The organism is Paenibacillus sp. VTT E-133280 (assembly GCF_002264385.1).
Taxonomy (GTDB): domain Bacteria; phylum Bacillota; class Bacilli; order Paenibacillales; family Paenibacillaceae; genus Paenibacillus_AQ; species Paenibacillus_AQ nitricinens.
The window spans coordinates 58,628-78,350 of sequence record NZ_NFUX01000016.1 but is presented as its reverse complement, the minus strand read 5'-3'; the positions used below and the strand labels follow the sequence as shown (position 1 = coordinate 78,350).

At 42.8% G+C, this 19,723-nt stretch carries 13 protein-coding genes and 1 riboswitch; of the genes, 2 read left to right on the top strand and 11 right to left on the bottom strand.

Translation table 11 applies throughout. From position 1 onward, the window contains the following. Nucleotides 1–11: 11 nt before the first annotated feature. Both CA600_RS09850 and CA600_RS09845 read right to left on the bottom strand, forming a co-directional pair. On the bottom strand, nt 12–4,994 hold the full coding sequence (locus CA600_RS09850; RefSeq protein WP_143812128.1) for an S-layer homology domain-containing protein: 4,983 nt from the start codon (nt 4,992–4,994) through the stop codon (nt 12–14). A 265-nt stretch (nt 4,995–5,259) separates the two neighbouring features. Next, a riboswitch (cobalamin riboswitch) is annotated at nt 5,260–5,460 on the bottom strand. Nucleotides 5,461–5,550: 90 nt separating this feature from the next. Next, on the bottom strand, nt 5,551–6,129 hold the full coding sequence (locus tag CA600_RS09845) for a hypothetical protein (protein ID WP_094870027.1): 579 nt from the start codon (nt 6,127–6,129) through the stop codon (nt 5,551–5,553). Nucleotides 6,130–6,348: 219 nt separating this feature from the next. Here CA600_RS09845 and CA600_RS09840 point away from each other — a divergent pair, with 219 nt between their 5' ends. After that, the gene (locus CA600_RS09840; RefSeq protein WP_094870026.1) at nt 6,349–8,070 is read left to right on the top strand and encodes a cellulase family glycosylhydrolase; all 1,722 of its coding nucleotides are present in this window, start codon (nt 6,349–6,351) and stop codon (nt 8,068–8,070) included. A gap of 62 nt (nt 8,071–8,132) precedes the next feature. Here CA600_RS09840 and CA600_RS09835 read toward each other — a convergent pair whose 3' ends face one another. The 6 genes from CA600_RS09835 to CA600_RS09810 all read right to left on the bottom strand — a co-directional run bounded on the left by CA600_RS09835 (nt 8,133) and on the right by CA600_RS09810 (nt 14,463). Continuing rightward, entirely contained in the window at nt 8,133–8,426 is a 294-nt protein-coding gene (locus CA600_RS09835; protein ID WP_094870025.1) for a transposase, read from the bottom strand. A 24-nt stretch (nt 8,427–8,450) separates the two neighbouring features. Next, nucleotides 8,451–9,005: a hypothetical protein gene (locus tag CA600_RS09830; RefSeq protein WP_094870024.1), complete on the bottom strand. Its 555-nt coding sequence runs from the start codon at nt 9,003–9,005 to the stop codon at nt 8,451–8,453. A gap of 174 nt (nt 9,006–9,179) precedes the next feature. After that, nucleotides 9,180–10,004, bottom strand: coding sequence for a carbohydrate ABC transporter permease (locus CA600_RS09825; RefSeq protein WP_042193304.1), 825 nt, complete (start codon nt 10,002–10,004; stop codon nt 9,180–9,182). An 18-nt stretch (nt 10,005–10,022) separates the two neighbouring features. Beyond that, nucleotides 10,023–10,922, bottom strand: coding sequence for a carbohydrate ABC transporter permease (locus CA600_RS09820; protein ID WP_094870022.1), 900 nt, complete (start codon nt 10,920–10,922; stop codon nt 10,023–10,025). Between the two features lie 72 nt (nt 10,923–10,994). After that, nucleotides 10,995–12,311, bottom strand: a complete 1,317-nt coding sequence (locus CA600_RS09815; protein ID WP_094870021.1) for an ABC transporter substrate-binding protein — start codon at nt 12,309–12,311, stop codon at nt 10,995–10,997. A 58-nt stretch (nt 12,312–12,369) separates the two neighbouring features. Further along, entirely contained in the window at nt 12,370–14,463 is a 2,094-nt protein-coding gene (locus CA600_RS09810) for an amylo-alpha-1,6-glucosidase (RefSeq protein WP_094870020.1), read from the bottom strand. Nucleotides 14,464–14,695: 232 nt separating this feature from the next. On the opposite strand from CA600_RS09810, the gene CA600_RS09805 reads away from it, so the two are divergent. Beyond that, a complete protein-coding gene (locus CA600_RS09805; RefSeq protein ID WP_094870019.1) occupies nt 14,696–15,706 on the top strand; it encodes a LacI family DNA-binding transcriptional regulator in 1,011 nt (336 codons plus the stop codon). A gap of 94 nt (nt 15,707–15,800) precedes the next feature. On the opposite strand, the gene CA600_RS09800 is transcribed toward CA600_RS09805, so the two are convergent. The 3 genes from CA600_RS09800 to CA600_RS09790 all read right to left on the bottom strand — a co-directional run bounded on the left by CA600_RS09800 (nt 15,801) and on the right by CA600_RS09790 (nt 19,697). Further along, on the bottom strand, nt 15,801–16,454 hold the full coding sequence (locus CA600_RS09800) for a M48 family metallopeptidase (protein WP_094870018.1): 654 nt from the start codon (nt 16,452–16,454) through the stop codon (nt 15,801–15,803). Nucleotides 16,455–16,553: 99 nt separating this feature from the next. Beyond that, entirely contained in the window at nt 16,554–17,999 is a 1,446-nt protein-coding gene (gene gtfA, locus CA600_RS09795; RefSeq protein ID WP_094870017.1) for a sucrose phosphorylase, read from the bottom strand. A gap of 15 nt (nt 18,000–18,014) precedes the next feature. Beyond that, a complete protein-coding gene (locus CA600_RS09790; protein WP_094870016.1) occupies nt 18,015–19,697 on the bottom strand; it encodes an alpha-glucosidase in 1,683 nt (560 codons plus the stop codon). Nucleotides 19,698–19,723: the final 26 nt, after the last annotated feature.

Here is a 19,723-nt window from a genome sequence, read left to right as displayed (position 1 = left end):
TAAATAAAGTTCTATTTAACGTCTGTCATGTCATAAAGACTCGTCTGACCCTTAACGAACCGATCATAAGCAACCAGTGCATACATCGCTTGATCCGTAGCCATAAGATCTACTTCTCCTGGTTTCGCGCCTCCGTTGCCTACTCCACCCTGCTTCACGTGATAAAAACCACCTTCAGCAGCAGCAAAGCCAAGCAACGCATCTACCGCTGAACGGCCATTTTTAATAAATCTGGAATCCTTATGCGGATCTATACCAAGTCCAGTTAAAGCTACAATAACCTGAGCAATGCTCTCGGAGTTCGTAGATTCCCAGCTTGCAAAGCCGCCGTCTGCTGTTTGTGTTTTGGATAACCAAGTTATTCCACGATCTACAGCAGCCGTTACTTTGGCATTCGTTTTGTAATAAGGAGTTAAGCCTTGAATAACCATCCCAGTGATATCCGGATCAGCCTCAGTAGCATTACTGCCTAATGCCCATCCCCCACCGCTGATCTCTCTGCCTAAAATGTAATCAATGAGCAGCTCTCTTGTTGTTTGCGTCTTTACATCTTTAACTACTGGAATGTCGTAATGATTACTATCCAGTGCGATCAAGGCAAACACAGGTCCATTAATACCTTGCTTGATTACAGTATCAAAATCCGCGAGCGGTTCCAGTAGGTTATAACCCGCCACTTTATCAATATTTTTGCCGATTGAAGTTAATGCCAAAATAACTCTATCATATTCCGTATATTTTACGCTATGCAGCTTCCCAGCTTTTTCTTTAAGGGTTGCTTCTACATTCGCATAGTACTTAGCGTAATAACTATCTGGAACCTTCACACCAGAACGTGCCAGCCCGAACACTGTCCAATCCCCGCCAACCGAGGCGATGACCGGGTTTGTTACTGTTTTTTGCAAAAAGGCTGCTGTGTTCTGAATATATGGACTAACCGCTTTGTCGCCACTCTTATAATCATGGGTTCTAGTAGCAACAACAACTGCCATTTCTCTCGTTACAAGCTCTTTAGGCTTAAACTGATTATTATCACCTAACATAAGTCCGGTGGCAACAATGGTTTCCACATCTGCTTTAGCCCACGCAGACACTGTATTGATATCTTTAATAGCTGTACCTGGCTTCGTAGCCGGGATTGATAATGCTCTGACAATAATGGCTGCCATTTGTTCGCGAGTAATCTTGTCATTTGGCTTAAATTCATTATTAAAGCCTGTAATTAACCCTGCTTTATGCGCAGCATTCACATAAGGATAGAACCAATCACCCAGAGCGACATCCTTATAGGTAATGCCTTTGTCACTCTTAATATCAAGTTCTAATGCAGAAACTAGGATCTTAGTAAACTCTGCTCTTGTAATATGATCTTTCGGATTCACTTGACCATTATTACCTTGGATGTACCCTTTTACTGTAGCTGTTTCAATCGCTGAGAACGCCCATGATGAGATCTTTTCAGCGTCTTTATACACTTGCTTGATATCATTAGGAGCCGCTGTTGGAGATGGACTTGCTGTCGGATTACCGTTACCTTCCGGAATAGTTACATCACCCGGAGCAGGAGTACCGCTAGGTTTTGGCGTTGGTTTTGGAGTCGGACTCACTGTTGGCATCGGTGCATTTAGATCCGCACCCAAATTCGTAGTATAACGCCACTGAATTCTATCCCCTGAACTCAGACTATATGAAGATGCACCATAATTAGGATAATTTCCATTCACATTATACATCCATCCACTACCGCTACCATGGTCAAATTCTCCATCGCCAGCTATGGATTCAACATACACACTTCCAAATGTACTGTTCCAAGAATAGCTATAGTCGATATCGCGGCTATCTAGCACTCTCTCTAGTACAGACCATACTGTGTCACCAGATTGTAGCTCTACCTGTACAGATGGAACAACATATCCCTTCTTAATCGTAAGCTTATCCACGGATAGGGTTACGTATGTCTTCGATGGAGTGGTTCCTCCACCACCAGTGCCACCGCCATTTCCTTCGCCGTTGTCACTACCACCGTCACCACCAGGTGTCTGAACTACACTGGATGTGTAAGCAATGTAATCAGTGAAGTGATTGGTTTTTACGATTAAATCATTTCCATTATCGTAGGCATACTCTGACTTGCCGCTTGCCAAACCTAAGGCGTCACTTGCAAATTTTTGAATCACATGAGGTGTACCATTTTGAATATAAGCTGCATCTTTTCCTTTAAGGTCCTTAAAGGTTAATGTTATAAATTGACTAAATTCTACTCTTGCACTGCCACCCATGGAAAAGGCTTGAATAATGCTCTCCAGCTTCTTATCCTGGGAAATAATCTGATTCAGACTATCTTTTAGTGCAGCTTCTGTGCCTGTTAAAGGTGACAAAAGTTCAATTGCTGAGGCATCTCCACGGGTAACTTTTGCACCCTTAGGAATGACTACAGATACGTCACCTTTGGTAGCTTCAATCTGAGGAAGATCGCTGTTATCTGGTAAACTAACACTAACCTTCGATTGCTGATTTTTAGGAATAACTACCGTTATTTCCTTGTTGCTATCTCCTGTGCTGATTGGAACAATATAATCTTGAGAGTCAATTGGGATATCAACTTTTGGGTGATCACCAGACGGTAACGGAAGTTCTTTTGGACCCTCTGGTTGCCCAGGTCCCGGTCCTTCTGGTTGTTCCAATTTCACATCATTCATATCAAAGAGACGGTTACTATGATTGATCAGACGATCATAGGACACAAGTGCATACGTGCCTTGGTCCGTAGCCATTCCATTTACTGATCCTGTTAAGGTGTGCTTAAATCCACCATCAGGTGCAGCAAAGACAAGTAATGCATCAATAAGGGACTTGCCATTCTTGATAAACCTAACATCATTGTCCGGGTTAACACCTACGCTAGTTAAAGCAACAATAACTTGCGAGATGCTTTCACTGCTTGTGCTTCCCCAGCTTGTATAACTACCATCATTATTTTGATTACTCGATAACCATGCAATGGCCCGATCTACGGCAGCTTTTACATTAGAATCCTTTGCGTAATAAGGTGCAAGTGCTTGTATTGCCATAGCCGTCATATCGACATCGGCTTTCGCCGTACCTAATGCCCAACCACCGGCTTCTACTGTACCTTTTTTAATCTCATTATCTAAAATATACTGAATCAGGTTTTCTCTTGTGGTTTGAACTTTACCTGCTGGCGCTACTGGAATATCATAGTTATGACTATCTAGCGCAATTAGAGCAAATATAGGACCATTATTTCCTTGCTTCTGAATGTATTGATAATCAGCAAGCGTTTTTCTCAGATCATACCCCGCGACATTCGTGATATCTTTTCCAATAGAGGTAAGTCCTAAAATCAATCTGGAATACTCTGTACTTACAGTAGTATCGATTTTCCCATCCTTTATTAAGGCTGCTACTTTCGTAGCTATATTGTTGTAATAGAGATCATAATAATCATTAGGCACATCGTAGTTTGCACGTGCTAAAGAAAGAATGGACCACTCTCCGAAATAAGTCGGATTCGTTACGGTTTTAACAAGATAGGCAAGGCTCTTATCCAAATGCTGCTTGGCTACATCTGGAGTCGGTACTTCCGGCTGCTCTAATTGAACATCATTCATGTCATAGAGACGGTTGCTATTATTGATCAGACGATCATAGGATACGAGTGCATATGTGCCTTGATCCGTAGCCATAGCGTCTACTTTTCCGGTGAGAATATGCTTGAATCCACCATCCGGCCCAGAGAAGCTAAGTAAAGCATCTATAAGTGAATTTCCTTCTTTAATAAACTTAGGGTCACTGTGCGGATCTACGCCTACGCCAGTTAAGGCAACAACAATCTGTGCGATGCTCTCACTGCTTGTGCTTCCCCAGCTTGTAAATCCACCTTGAGCATTTTGTACACTCGATAACCATGCAATCGCCCGATCCACGGCAGCTTTTACATTAGGATTCGTTGCGTAATAAGGCGCAAGTGCTTGCATCGCCATCCCGGTCATATCGACGTCTGCTTTGGTTACACCTAAAGCCCAGCCCCCGGCATCTGCTGCACCTTTTTTAACTTCTCTATCTAAGATGTACTGAACCAGGTTTTCTCTTGTGCTTTGATATATAACTCCCTTCTCATCAGGATCAGGGAATAATACTGGAATTTCGTAGTCATGACTATCTAGTGCAATCAGAGCAAATATGGGACCGTTGTTCCCTTGCTTCTGAATATATTGATAATCAGCGAGTGCATTTCTTAGATCATGACCTGCAACATTCGTGATATCTTTTCCGATAGAGGTCAGTCCTAGAATTGCTCTGGAATTCTCTGTGCTTTTATTGGCGTCGAGTTTTCCATCCTCTTTGATAATCGATGTTATTTTCGTAGCTACATTGTTGTAATAGAGATCATAATAACCACTTGGTACTTTATAGTTCGCACGTGCTAGAGAAAGAATCGACCATTCTCCGCTACCTGTTCCAAATGACGGATTCTTTACAGTGTTAACGATGTAAGCCAAGCTTTTATCTAACTGTTCTTTGGCAGTAATTTTATAAGTAACCTGATAGGTTACATTATCTGCTTTGTTCCCAGCGCCATCTACAGCCGTTACTGCGATTACGTTACTACCTGGGTTAAGAGAGGCTCTGTACTCACCATTAGTAGCTGACAGAACGACTTGGTTCAGCTTTACTACTGGGATAATGTCTTTATAGACATTGTCTGTAACCACAACTTTGAAGCTTAAATCTTTACTGGATACTTCTTGTTTATCTTGTATACCTTCTATTAATATCGTAGGCTTCTCTGTATCTGGCTCTTGTACTAACGCATTAATCTGCTCTACTAGAGCTTGATTAACCTCTGTTGTTACAACTGCACTATCGGCAATTACTTCATTCGCATGAGCCGGGATTACGCTTGTAGAGAACGTCGTGATAAATACAGCTACAATGAGTAACCAAGCTAAAAACTTATTTTTCTTCATGTTTCCATAACCCTTCCCTTCTCTTCCTATAATAAAAAAACAGAATAAACTTTCCAAGCATAACGCCCTCGGCGTCCTTATAAGGACGTTATGCGTTTAGCGAGAAATATAAGACATAGAGTATAGGTGCTAAACTTATACTTTCTTATATTTTTAGCACTACAAAAAAACCACTCAACATAACGTCAAGAGGTTTAAGATAGTGAACCGCAATAATAGCAGGCATATACTATATCAAACACCCCTCTATCGCTCGTAGAGTTTAATGGTGTATCAGAAACAGGCAGATATTCTGGCTCAAGTATCATCACCCTTGCTACCTTCCCAGTTTCCCAGTGGTACCTTGCAAGGACTCCTCTTTCACAGCGGCGGGACCGCGCGGGACTCACACCCGCTTTCCATTTAACCAATCTATGATTGCATTTCCGAAACATTCATAATTGGCACCTATTGCTAATATTAATTTTTCATGCTCCATCATATCTAATATAGATGCTTTTGTCATGCAATATTTGTTTTTTGTATAACGAGTAGTTAGCGATAATCCTATTGAATATCAAATCATTTTAACCACAATATACTCTTTTTCTCTCAGCTCAAAGCCCTCCTCCAGTGACAAAGAGGCCAAATCAAAGAATCGATCATACTTTTTATTTCGTAGGAGCCCTTCTTCCTCAGCCCAACAAGTATAAAGCTCAAACTCGGCACCAGATACCCCATAATCTGTCATAAGCCTAAATAACTCCCGACAACACTTGAGTGAGGCATCATACGATCCTGGTAGCGTATCTTTTAGCTTAGGGGATACAGAGAAGCCGCCCCAATTCGGTGAAATCCGGTATACATATGGACTCCGAAAATGCTTGCGAATCTCATCGTTCCAATACCCAAGTTCCTCTATAAAAATACCCGCTGCATCTTCTTCCGAGTCGTATACAAGACAGTCCTCATCTCTTAAATGAGACAGATCTGCGATGTCATCCAAAGGAATTATGCCTTGCAGGCGTAAAGCCTCTCTTTGATTCTTATACTCTGGGGAATTTTTCACTTCATTATATGTCTTTGCTGACAGTACACTGCCTCTTTCTCCTAACGGAAGCTCTGTAGCCGAGCCTATGTAATGAAATCTGCTCACTGGATTGCCCTCCATAACTTTGGAATCACTGCAAATCACTAATTCATATATGAATTTACCACAAATTAGTAAGGTACTCGTTGAAATTATTCTATGTTAGGGTATTTGGTAAGCGTTTACAACAAATTAATGGAGGTGTATATGATCATCTAAGCACCAAAGTACTAAGGAAGGTCCGGTTTAAGCATCCTCAAAAATGATCTTACAAAGGAGAATTCAATGACTACTCGAATCCAGAAACACTTCTTATCATTGACCCTTGTCACCGCTCTTCTGCTTTCTTTGTTCTCATCCATTGCCGCCGCTGCCACTAAGGACGAGCAACAAGCTAAGCCAGCACCAAAGAGTAAGATCCAATCCTATGTAGACGATATGCAGCCCGGATGGAACCTTGGCAATACGCTAGATGCTACAGGTGAGGATGAAACCTCCTGGGGCAATCCGCGTGTGACCCAAGAACTGATTAAGAAAATCGCCGCACAAGGCTACAAAAGTATCCGGATTCCCATCACTTGGGATTCACACATAGGTGAAGCACCGAACTATACCATTGATCAAGCTTACCTCAACCGTGTCGAAGAAGTTGTCGGCTGGGCGCTGGACGCCAAGCTTTATGTAATGATTAACGTCCATCACGACTCCTGGTTATGGGTAAGTCATATGGAAGAGAAGCATGATGAAACGCTCGCGCGTTATAACGCAGCATGGACTCAAATTGCGGACCGCTTCAAGGATAAATCCGATAAGCTGATGTTCGAAAGCATTAATGAACCTCGTTTCACGGATGGCGGAAGTACGGATGAAGTGAAGATGGAACAGATGCTTACAGAGCTCAACAATTCTTTCCATCAGATCGTTCGAAACTCAGGTGGAAAGAATGATGTCCGTCCGCTAGTGCTGCCTTCATTAGAGACTTCTCCTACCCAACCTAGAATGGATCAGCTTTACAAGACGATTACAGCTCTTAACGATCCGAACATAATCGCGACCGTTCACTACTACGGCTTCTGGCCGTTCAGTGTGAATATCGCTGGTTACACCACGTTTGAAAAAGATACAAAAAACGATATCATCCAAACTTTTGATAACGTTTACAACACATTCGTAGCCAAAGGAATCCCTGTTATCGTTGGTGAGTTTGGACTGCTAGGCTTCGATAAGGATACAGGTGTGATTGAACAAGGCGAGAAGCTGAAATTCTTCGAGTACCTTACCTATTATTTAAAAGAAAAGAAAATGACCTCCATGCTCTGGGATAATGGGCAACATTTCAACCGCAAAACGTATAAGTGGTCCGATTCCGAACTCCACAACTTATTAATGTCTGGTCTGAAAGAACGTTCCTCGAGCACCGAGAGCGATCTGGTCTATCTAAAAAAAGGTACAACGATCAAAGACACCAAGGTGAAGCTGAACCTAAACGGCAATAAGCTAACCACGATTAGTGCAAATGGGAAGTATCTAATAAAGGGAAAAGATTACACCTTGAATGGCGAGGAACTCACACTCAAAGCCAGCCAACTCAAAAAACTCACAGCTTCCCAAAAATACGGTGAAAATGCCGTGTTAACGCTGAAATTCAACAAGGGTGTTGCGTGGAGACTAAAGATCATCGTGAATGACACTGCCAAATTAAGTGATGCCAAAGGTACGACTGAATCGTTTGCGATTCCAACTACCTTTAATGGCAACCAGCTTGCCACGATGGAAGCTGTCTATACCGCTGGTGGCAATGCAGGCCCGCAAGACTGGACTCCATTCAAGGAGTTCGGCAATACCTTCTCACCCTCTTATAACACGAAAGAAATCAAGCTGTTACCAGCCTTCTTTAAAGATGTTAAAGACGGAGAAGTTATCCTGAAATTCCACTTCTGGAATGGTGATATCCTTACGTACAAGATCACGAAGAGTGGAACAAACGTTGTAGGAAAGTCTTCTTAGCTTTCGCTGCATAACATAAATAGGAGTGTCCCTTCACGAGGACACTCCTATTTTTAATTAAATCATACATAAACTTCTTCATACGTCATCAACATTAAGCGATAGACCAGATACACTCCAAGATAAGCTCCCGTTATAAGGAACATTGGATTCAAAAAAATCGCATGGATCGAGGTCATGAATACCGTGTTATCTCTTAATATTTCATATATGGCTAGGGCAGAAATATTGCCTAAAATAAGCGTAGATAACACAGAAGCAACATTAAAAACAATACGCCACTTTATCCATTTATGTTGTATCATTAGCATCGCGACGGGAACCACTATACTGCCAAATACGATTAGAAATTTCATTTAGCCAGCCACCTCAGTATCTCTTTAATCCTCCAGTTCAACACTTTCGATTTGCCCCTCTGCATTCACTGTCCACTCAATATCAACACCTGGCATCAATCCAAGCTTGTCCTCATCTTCGATCACTACATGATCGGGGATGGCTAGGGTCTGCTCTCCCCCACCTTCTACTTTAACGGTAACCTGTCTACCATTAGACGTAGTAATCTTCCCTTCATATTCAATCTGCTGCAAAACAATCTTTTGGCTCGGATCCGTAATGGTAACCCGCTTGCCGCCGTCTGTCAGCAGCTCAATCTTTTTATGATAGCCATCCTTTAAAGTGACTTCCTTCATGACTCGCTGAACGCTAACATCCGCCGGAAGTCCCTCTGTATTTGTACCGGATGAGGCACTGGGTTGTTCTGTTGCATGGTTCGTAGGCGCAGGTGCAGTGGCATCTGTTGTAGACGTTGGAGTTACTTGTGTGGTTTCATTGGCAGCATTAGAGCAGCCACTTAATAGGACAGTGCAGGCACAGATCAAACAAAGAATTGAAGTTCGAATCTGGCGTTGTGAATTCCCTTTATTCTGTGTCATCATTTACCTCCGCATTAAAATTTCTTCCAGTTCTATTTAGTGAACATAGTTTTACCTCTTCCCTTCCTTTTATACCCCAACTTCCCCATACAAGATCGATAGAATGGTAAAAATTCATGAACATATCAAAAAACCGCCCTGATTTAAGATCAGTGGCGGTTCTTGTAAATTAAATTATTTGCTGCCGGTAAACGTAATTCCCTTTATAAAGAAGCGGTTAAAGAATGCATAAATAAGTAGCGCTGGTAGGGTAAACACCATTGATGCGGCCATAATATAATTCCAGTGGCTAATATACTGGCCCTTAAAAGTATTGAGACCTAGTGTAAGTGTGAACATCGACTTGTCTGACATGAACATCAGTGGCTTCAGAAATTCATTCCATGCACCCATGAATACAAAGATCGTCTGAGCCGCCAATGCGGGGATAGCTAGTGGCAGAGCAATGCGGAAAAATGTGCCAAACTTATTTAGACCATCCATCTCGGCAGCCTCCTCCAGCTCTTTCGGAAAGCTCAGGAAGAATTGCCGCATCATAAAGATGAACGTCGCATTTACCATCATCGGCAGCGTCAGCGCAGCATAAGTGTTCAACAAATCAAGCTGTTTCATGATCAGATATGCAGGCACGATAGTCAATTGGCCGGGAATCATCTGTACGGCCAGGATTAGAAAAAACACAACCTTGCTGCCTGTAAAATCAATACGTGCAAGCGCATAACCCGCCATAGAGTTGAACAAGGTATTGCATAGCGTTGAAACTACAGCGATGAGTGCACTGTTGAACATCCATCTGAGAAACAGCGGCTCCTTCACGAAGATGTCGTAATAGTTCTGGAAAGTGAACTGTTTTGGAATAAAGTTGATACTCCCTGACACAATCTCGCTTAACGGTTTAAACGATGAGGATAGTGCCCATAGGAAAGGTATGACCGTCACGCACCCATATGCGAATAACAGGAAATACAGAACCACCTTAACCCCTTTGGAATAGTTAATTACCACCTGATCGTCCTCCTAGTTCAGCTTCTCTTCGGAGAATAGCTTCCGCTGGATCAGCGTTACGATCATAATGACCGCAGCCAGCATGACAGCGAGCGCAGAAGCGTAACCGAAGTCGAGATTTTTAAACGCATACTGATAGATAAGCAGAGCCACCGTTAAGGTGGAGTTATTCGGACCGCCGGAGCCAGCCGAAAAAATATACGATTGATCGAATAGCTGAAAGGTACCGATGATTCCCATGACTACCGTGAAGAAGGTCGCCGGCTTAATCATCGGAAGCGTAATAGAAATAAAACGTCTAAATCCACCTGCCCCATCCAGCATGGCCGACTCGTACAATGCATCAGGGATATCCTGCAGTGCAGCTAAGAAGACTACCATAAAAAAAGGAGCAGTAGACCATATATTCATAAGCATGATCGCCTTAAGAGCGACCGCCGGATCTCCAAGCCAGTTGTAACCATGCAAACCTACGAACTCAAGCACACGGTTCAGCAGACCGTTTGAATTGTAAATCCACATAAAAATAAGTGACAATACCGCCGAGGAAGTAACCGTCGGCATAAAAAAGACGATTCGGAAGAAATTTTTAAATCTAAGCTTAGCATTCAAAATAACGGCTAATAAAATAGCAAATGCAGTCTGCAAAGGTACAACGAACAGCGCAAAGGATGCCGTGTTTTTCAGCGCAATCCAAGCTCTCTCGTCACCAGCCATACGTGTAAAGTTATTGAATCCAACCCACTTGTAACTGACATCACCAAGTAAATTTACCTTATGTCCTGATAAATAGAGCGAATAAAAAACTGGCAGGAACAAAAAAGTGCCCAGTACAAGAATAGTAGGAAGCAGGAACAGATAGGCCGTCACATTATTTCTTAGCTTCTTTCTAAATGTTGAGACTTGAGTCATGCTTCACTTTTCCTTTCGGTTCAGAATGAAAGAAGGAAGGGGTGGTCCGAAGACCCTCCCCCTTCAATCCGTTTATTTTGCTGCTTCAATTTCCTTATTCGCTACATCTTCAGCTTTCTTCATGGCATCCTCAAGCTTGGAGTTGCCCATAAATGTATCTACAAATTGGTTATTGAAGTTATTAGTGATGGTAGGCAGCGTAGATGCGGCTTGCCATGGTGTTGCATAAGAGGCACCCGCTACAATTGCTCCACGCAGTTCGTCCTTGTCGTAGCCCAGCTCCTGTGCGACAGATTTCCGTGTAGGAAGTGCGAACCCTTTGCTGGTCCAGGTCTTCATTCCATCCTTTCCTGTCAAGAAAGAGATTAACTGCCAAGCCGCTTCTTTCTTCTTCGATTGCTTGTTCATTACATAAGCTACCGTAAAGGCCATTGTGCCTTTCGTACCATTCACCGTTGGAAGCTCAGCGGTAGCATAATCCAGATCCTTGTAGTTGGATTCCAGGAATGGAATCGCCCAGTTGCCTTCAAATACGATAGAAGCCTTGCCTTGCCCGAACATTTCTCCACCCCAGCCAGCGCCTACTTCCTTAGGCTCACCGGAGGATTTATCAACGTTGTGCATATCTACAACAAGCTGCAAGCCTGGGAGTGCTTCCGCAGATGCGAAGGTTGCTTTGCCTTCTTCGTCAGAAACTTTTCCACCGAACGCTTGGATCATGAACATCTGACGTGCAAGCTCAGGCGCAACGCCGAAGCCATAACGAGTGATTTTATCTCCTTCTTTTTTAGTCAGCTTGATCGCGTCTGCTTTCAGTTCATCCCAAGTTGTTGGAGGCGTCGTAATTCCCGCTTCGGCAAAATCCTTTTTATTGTAGAACATAGCGAGCGTAGAGAAATCCTTAGGGAATCCGTAAGATACATCATCTTTCTTAAAAGCATCGACCATTGGCTGTTCAAAATCTGCAACATCAAACTCAGGTGTCACATAGCTGTCCAATGGCTCCAGCACATTAGCTTCAATGAGACCAGGTGCCTCAAATGCGTCCAGGTAGAAGACATCCGGGCCTTCTCCACCTATGAGTCTAGTCTTGATAACATCCATGTATTGATCGGCAATAACTTCGTAATTTACTTTCACATTCGGATATTTAGCTTCGAACTCCTTCAGCGTCTGATTTAACAGGTCCTGCTCTTCTGGACTCGCTCCCCAGCCTGCAAGTGTAATCGTAACCGGCTCATCCGTTGTCGGTGCTGCTGTTTCTTTATCTGTGCTATTGTTTGTTGCAGCCGTTCCTGCGTTACTGTTTGTTTTGTTGCCACCACATGCGGTCAACATTAGTCCAGAAACCAGCATCAAAGATAGAATTATTAACCCCGATTTTCTCATTTTCAATACAACCTCCTTAGTATTGTCAGGCTTTTTATATAAAAAAATTACGTATTGCCTATAGAATCACCAATTCATAGCCAGTCTGGTTAGACAAAATCTCCAGCTTCGGCTCGTTATCCACACGACTAACTCGCAGGCTGAGCGTGCCATTGCCAATCTGTAATTGCTCCACCTTTAAGTCATTCATACCGTTTAGAAGTGCAGGCTTGATCGTAATTTGCCGGGTTAGGGCATTCGGTTGAAGACCAAGCAGTGCTTGCACGAAGGTCAATGGTGTTCCAGCCGCCCATGCTTGCGGAGAACAGGCTACCGGATAAGGAACCGGAGCACCGAGCTGGTCACTGTAACCACAATACAATTCAGGCAATCTGTAATATTCAAATTGGTCAGCTGCGTTCAGTAATCCTTGCATAACGGTGATTGCTTCCTCTGTGAACCCGGACTGACTAAGGCCAAGCAAACAGAGTGAGTTATCATGTGGCCATACACTTCCGTCATGGTAGCTCATCGGATTGTAACCTGTAGCCGCAGTACTCATGGTCCGAATACCGTATCCTCCGAAGAGATCAGGGGCTACCAGTCTTGCCGCAACTGCTTTTGCCCGCTCTGGCGAGGCGATTCCTGACATTAGAATATGTCCTGCATTCGAAGTAACGGAGTCTACCCGTTTCTTATCCTTATCCAAGGCGATTGCATAAAATTGCTCATCATTCATCCAGAAGTCTTCCTCGAAACGGGTTCGCAGCCGAGCTGCATCTTTTTCCATAACCTCTGCCTGTTCTTCGTGACCTAGGCTTTTGAAGATAGGAGCAAGTCGAGTCAGCGCCTGATACACATAACCTTGAACCTCTACTAGCGCGATTGGGGCCTCCGCATAATCACCATTACTATGAATGACGGAATCCGCAGAATCCTTCCACCCTTGATTGGCAATTCCCTTGGATGACTTCTGATAATACTCCACAAAGGAATCTTTATCATAATCGCCATATTCTTTAATCCAATTCAATGCAGCGTTGAGATGCGGCATTAACGAGCTAACAAAATCAAGATCTCCTGTCCAGTGGTAATACTCAGCGGTAAGCAGCAGAAACAGCGGTGTTGCATCGATTGTGCCGTAATAAGGTGTGAACGGAACTTGGTTAGTAGCCGCTAACTCTCCATACCGGATTTCGTGCATCACTTTGCCTGGCTGCTCATCGCGCCACTCATCTTCCTTCTGGCCTTGGTAGGCAGCCATTGTAAGTAAGGTTCCCTTAGCAATTTGAGGATTCGAAGATAACATTTGCAGCGCTGCAATCAGGCTGTCGCGTCCAAAGGGAACGGAGTACCAAGGTAAGCCTGCAACCGGAAACTGCCCATAACCAAGGTCTGTGAGCAGCACCCGTAAATCTTGAACCCCTCGATGGTACAGCTTGTTAAATAACGGCATATCACTGCTGATGGAGGTCGATGAAGCATTCCAACTAGCGTAAGATGCTCTGAGCTTATTCATTGCTTCCTTAGGTTCATGCTGCAGCGGCTCGTTGCCATTTATCATCGGGGCAATAAAGAAAGCGATTTCAACACTCTCCTGATGCTTCAGCTCGACATCGAAATGTACCTCACCTGTCTCGCTTATTCGGCTTTCCTGAGTATCCCATTTCACCTTGGTTTCTCTCAGTAACTCATCTGCCCCGAGATAACTGATCACTCTTTCACCTGGAGCACTTCGTTCACCCGTCTTACTTCCTAGCTTGCCATGCTGAAACCCACGAATCACGAACATATCTGTAAAATCCGCATCTAACAGCACAGAGAAATCGAATTGGATGGCTTTTGGATAATAACTTGTTAACTTGAAGGTCTCATATAATGCACCCTCATAAATAAAGCGGGTACGTTCAATCTCTACAGACTCACGCCATAAAATCAATTTACCGTCTTCCTCCATATGAGGATTGGTAAGACGAATGGTAGAGATATAATTCTCATCGGCAGCCGAGGATAACAATATCGGTCGCTGATTATTAATTCGGATTTCCATTCGGCTTAAGAAACGGGTATCTCTAGTATAGAGACCTAGACCCGATTGATCATTGTCCGGTATGTCCCCACTTTTGTCCGTCATTAGAAACAGATCATTTTCTTTAATAACTCGATAATTCAAAACTTCCCCTCATTTCTTCGCTGTCTATCCGAAACGTTTCGGAAAAAGCACAAAAAAATATATGTTTCAGATAATCTAATGCTCCACAGACTTACCAAAACGTTTCGGATAAGGTATAATCGAATTATAAATCATGATGAAAGCATTTACAAGATGCTTTTTATATTTTATTTTTTAATATTTAAATACTACATATTGCCTTATTGTCCCTAAATATGAAGGAGGTATCGTAATGGTTACTATAAAAGATATTGCCAAAGCCGCCAGCGTATCCGTAACTACCGTCTCCCGGGCCTTAAATGGTTATGACGATGTTAACGAAGGTACTAGGCTCAAGATCCGAACTATTGCAGACCAATTAGGCTATAGCCCTAACATGGCTGCCAGATCGCTTATATCCAAAAAAACAAAAACGCTGGGTCTCCTACTCTCCAATGTTACAAGAGATAGCTCCAAAGACAATATAGCCTTTGAAGTATTATGCGGGATCAATGATCGTTCAGGAGAGCTGGATTATGACCTTGTACTCTTCAGCACAACCCCGCAAAAGCAAAGAGTGAAATCCTATAAGACATTATGCCAAGAAAGAGGTGTAGATGGTGTCATTATTATGGGGATTCGACTGGATGATCCCTATCTCAAGGAAATCGTATCCTCTGATATTCCTTGCGTGCTCATTGATATTACACTTGAAGGGCCAAATGTCGGTTATGTCACCTCTGATAATACAAAAGGGGCGCTTCAAGCAGTAACTCATCTGCTAGAGTCAGGGCATCGCCATATTGCTATGATTAACGGACATACCCAAGCAGATGTAGCACTTCTTCGATTAGAAGGTTACCGTCTCGCCCTTGAGAATTACAGTATTCCTTTTGACGAATCCCTCGTTTTTAATGGATTATTTTCCGAACAAGGAGGAAAAGAAGCCGCTCAGCAAATAATGTCCAGCCATCCTGAGGTCACTGCTATTTTTTGTGCAAGTGATTTGATGGCGCTCGGAGCTATGCAGGGTGTGAAGGAAGCCGAAAAATCGGTGCCCGAGGATATTTCAATTATAGGTTACGATAATATTGATCTGACAGCGTATTGCACACCCGCTTTGACTACAGTGAACCAACATAAATACGAGTTAGGAACCAACGCTGCTCAGATCCTCATAGATCTACTAGAGAAACAACAAGCTATTCATCATGTCATGCTTCCTAGCGAGCTAATAAAAAGAGATAGCGTTCGAACCCTTTAACTCCCTTTGGAAACCATTAAACAACTAAAAAAGGATTTCCCTTCATTAGGGACATCCTTTTGGTTGTATGAAATCATGAATCAATGCTAATTTATTACAGCGTCATAGCACGCCCATATCTAGCTAAATACTCTTCCTTCTCCTTATAATCCGGCATGAGGCTTCCAACCTTTCGCCAAAAAGAGCGGTCGTGATTCATATGAAGTAAATGACACAGCTCATGGATGATTACATAATCGATAACCTCCACTGGAGCCATCGCTAAGCGATAGTTAAAGGTTAGCTTTTTATCCGAGCTGCAGCTTCCCCACTTGGTTCTAGACTCAACAATGTCAATCGTCTTAGGCTTTACTCTAAGCTGTGTCTGATATTTAGGGATCCGTTCGCCTACAATCTTCTTACAGCTAGCGAAATAGAATTTCTTCAGCTTAAGCTTAAGCTCTTCCTCATTTAAATCCCCTGTCTCTATTAACTCATGCAGCGAATAATATTTGCCTAAATACAGGAATTTGCCCTCGTCTTCATACTCTTTGAGCTTTGGTGTTTCTCGGTTCGCTTCAATGCTCCGCAGCTTCTCCACTATCAATTTCCCATTGCGCTCAACCACGCCTTTAATCGTCTCTTCACTTGTTTTCTTGGGAGCTTTGAGCGTTATACGCCCTGAAGAATCTATATGAATGGAGATTTTCTTGCCGTTTCCATATTGAACATTAAACTCGATCACCTGATTGTCGTACTCAATCTTCATACCCACCATCGTTTCTATAAGGTTATTCGCAAAAAAAGGAGAACGCGTTTAAGCGTTCCCCCTATTTTAACATGATTCATCAATACACTGGATACTACCTTATAATACAACCCTTTCCCAATCCGCTAACTTTTCTTTTTGTGAAATCGTAAATGCCTTGGTTAACAGATTCGCTTCCAATTTCGCTTCGTTCAACAGATTTTTCCAAGTTATCACCACATTATTATCATCCAACTGTTCAATCTGTATATCTCCATCAAAGGCTGGATTACTATTTCTGAATTTCAAGATATTAAAGAGCTTCTGCACGACTGGGCGCTCAACCTCAACATCTATCTCTTCTTGAGTATAATAATGCCGATTAATATTCCGTCCTTCTTTGGTCTTCTCCAGAAGCTCTATATCATTCACTCCAGCCAGTAACCCCACATAATAGATCTGCGGTATACCCGGTGCAAAGCATTGGATGGCTCTCGCCAGCAGGTAAGCCTGATCATCATTACCAAGTGCTGAATAATAAGTACAGTTGATTTGGTAAATATCAAGGTTGTTATACACTTCGGTGCTGTATATTTTTTTGACATTAGCGCCTTGGCTATAAAGGCTTTCTCTTGTCATTTCTGCTTCTTCATCACTCAAAAGATCCTTTACATCCACCACACCAATACCATCATGCGTGTCTAGTGTTGTAAACTGTTTTCTCGGGCAAATCTCCAGCCAATGCACCAACCGGTTTACTTTCCCACTAAATAAAGCATGCAGCACCAACATTGGTAACGCAAAATCATATACATAGTAATCCTGTTCTGCAATTTTTAACTGGATGCTATAATGCTCATGAATTTCCGGCAAAACGGTCACGCCGTAAGGGGCAACGGTCTGCTCAGAGTGATTCAGCATCTCCCAAATATCCGGCTCAACAAAGAAACAATTCGTACCGATTTTTTTGTTGGCATATGCGAAAGCATCTAGTCGAATAATCGAAGCTCCTTTTTCAGCCAAAAACGTTAGATTGTCCGTTATGAATTTCCGCGTCGTTTCTGTAGTCACATCCAGATCAATCTGCTCTTCATCAAAGGTACACCATACTTTTTCCAAGCTACCATCCTTAAAGGTAACCTCTACGTATGGAGCGCGTGGTTTACGCTTATAGATTAAATCCACATCTTCCTGAGTGGGCTCCCCGTTCGGCCAAAAATCCTTGTACCGGATAAACAGATCCGCATATTCTGATTCATCCTTTTTCTCAAGAAAGTCCTGAAAATAAGGAGATTGTCTTGAGATATGATTAATCATAAAATCAAACATCATATAGAAATCCTTACTCATGGCTTCGACGTCCGCCCAATTGCCAAATGCCGGATCAACCTTGGTATAATCCATTGGTGCAAATCCTCTGTCACCCGAAGAAGGATAAAACGGTAGTAAATGAACACCTCCAACGACGCCTCGCAGATGCTTATCTAATATTTCGTTTAATTCTTTTAAATTACGCCCGAGGCTATCTGCATAGGTAATCAACATAGCTTCATTCTTAATTTGCATCATAAATCCCCCTATTTAGATTTCGGCTGCATCTGCACTCTTTTCCCCTTTGCAGATCAATGCCTCATAAGGCCTCAACAGACCCTTATCATGATTATTAAGGTTAGACAGTACAATATGGCCTGCAAGAGGATCAGTTAACGGAATGGTTTGATCCGTAAAATTACAGATTACCGTCCAACACTCATTCCCGTAAGTTCGAACATATCCGCCTAGCTCATTCGAGTCCACATAAATCTCATGATAATTACCATAAATTAACGCTTTATTGTCCCGTCTCAGCTTGATTAATTCCCGATAAAAATGAAGGATAGAATTATCGTCTTGTAGCTCGTCCTCCACATTAATCGATGAGTAATTCGGATTCACATTAATCCATGGCTCCCCATTCGTAAATCCGGCCATAGGTTCTGAACTCCATTGCATCGGTGTGCGGCCCTGATCCCTGCTTCTGATCGCTAAATAGTTCAGGATATCTGCCTCAGACCTACCCCGTGCAGTTTCATTACGGTGATAATTTAAGCTCTCAATATCTCTATACTCTTCAATTGAAGCCATGAAATAATTGGTCATTCCAATCTCTTGTCCTTGATAAATAAAAGGTGTTCCTCGCATGAAGAAATAATAGGCAGCCAGCATTTTAGCTGAGTCTTTATGGTATATCCCGTCGTTACCGAATTTTGAAACCGAACGTACATGATCATGATTCTCCATAAAAAGTGCCATCCAGCCCTTATTGGCTGTCTCAAGCTGCCATTTAGATACTGCGTGCTTAAATTCAGTCAGCTTCCAAGGATGATAGATTCCTTTAGCCATTGGCTTGGCATCCAGATCTACATGATCAAATTGAAATATCATATTAAAGACGCCGTTCTGCTCATCTACATATTCATGAATTTGCTCTATCGGAACCCCAGGAGCTTCCGCAACCGTCATCACATTGCGGGGTTCAAGAACCTCCTGTTTCATCTCGTGAAGAAAATCCAAAATTCCGGATTGATTCAAACAAGCTTCAGCCAGAGGAACATAGCGGCGGTCGTCTTCAGACTTAAGGTGCGGAAATTGCTGATTCTTTTTAATAAATGTGATCGCATCAATGCGAAATCCGGCTATTCCCCTGTCAATCCACCAATCCATCATGGAAAAGATGCTTTGGCGAACTTCGGGATTCTCCCAATTGAGATCCGGTTGTTTCTTAGAGAAACAATGTAAATAGTATTCCTCTGAGGTCTCGTCATATTCCCAAGCTGAACCTCCAAAATTCGATTCCCAGTTGGTAGGCTCCTGACCATCGTTCCCCGGCATCCATATATACCAGTCACGCTTTGGATTGTCCTTAGAACTTCTTGACTCCATAAACCAAGCATGTTCATCCGAGGTATGATTCGCTACCAGATCCATGATCATACGGATTCCGTACGCTTCCGCTTGTGCAATCAATTCGAGCATATCTTCCATACTTCCAAACTCATCCTGAATTTTATAGAAATCCCGAATGTCATACCCATTGTCATCATTAGGTGAATCGTAGACCGGACACAACCAAATAACATTGATGCCCAAATCCCTTAAATACCCGAGTCGGTTGATGATTCCACGCAAATCTCCTACTCCATCTCCATTTGAATCCTGAAAACTCCGGGGATAAATTTGATAAACTACACTTTCTTTCCACCAGTTGCTGTTTCTAGTCTCCATAACTCCACACTTCCTCCAGCACCCGA

Coding starts and splice junctions, on each gene's coding strand:
- CA600_RS09850 (WP_143812128.1), bottom strand. CDS start 4,994: ATGAAGAAAAATAAGTTTTTAGCTTGGTTACTCATTGTAGCTGTATTT.
- CA600_RS09840 (WP_094870026.1), top strand. CDS start 6,349: ATGACTACTCGAATCCAGAAACACTTCTTATCATTGACCCTTGTCACC.
- CA600_RS09800 (WP_094870018.1), bottom strand. CDS start 16,454: ATGAAGATTGAGTACGACAATCAGGTGATCGAGTTTAATGTTCAATAT.
- CA600_RS09830 (WP_094870024.1), bottom strand. CDS start 9,005: ATGACACAGAATAAAGGGAATTCACAACGCCAGATTCGAACTTCAATT.
- CA600_RS09835 (WP_094870025.1), bottom strand. CDS start 8,426: ATGAAATTTCTAATCGTATTTGGCAGTATAGTGGTTCCCGTCGCGATG.
- gtfA (WP_094870017.1), bottom strand. CDS start 17,999: ATGCAAATTAAGAATGAAGCTATGTTGATTACCTATGCAGATAGCCTC.
- CA600_RS09820 (WP_094870022.1), bottom strand. CDS start 10,922: ATGACTCAAGTCTCAACATTTAGAAAGAAGCTAAGAAATAATGTGACG.
- CA600_RS09805 (WP_094870019.1), top strand. CDS start 14,696: ATGGTTACTATAAAAGATATTGCCAAAGCCGCCAGCGTATCCGTAACT.
- CA600_RS09815 (WP_094870021.1), bottom strand. CDS start 12,311: ATGAGAAAATCGGGGTTAATAATTCTATCTTTGATGCTGGTTTCTGGA.
- CA600_RS09790 (WP_094870016.1), bottom strand. CDS start 19,697: ATGGAGACTAGAAACAGCAACTGGTGGAAAGAAAGTGTAGTTTATCAA.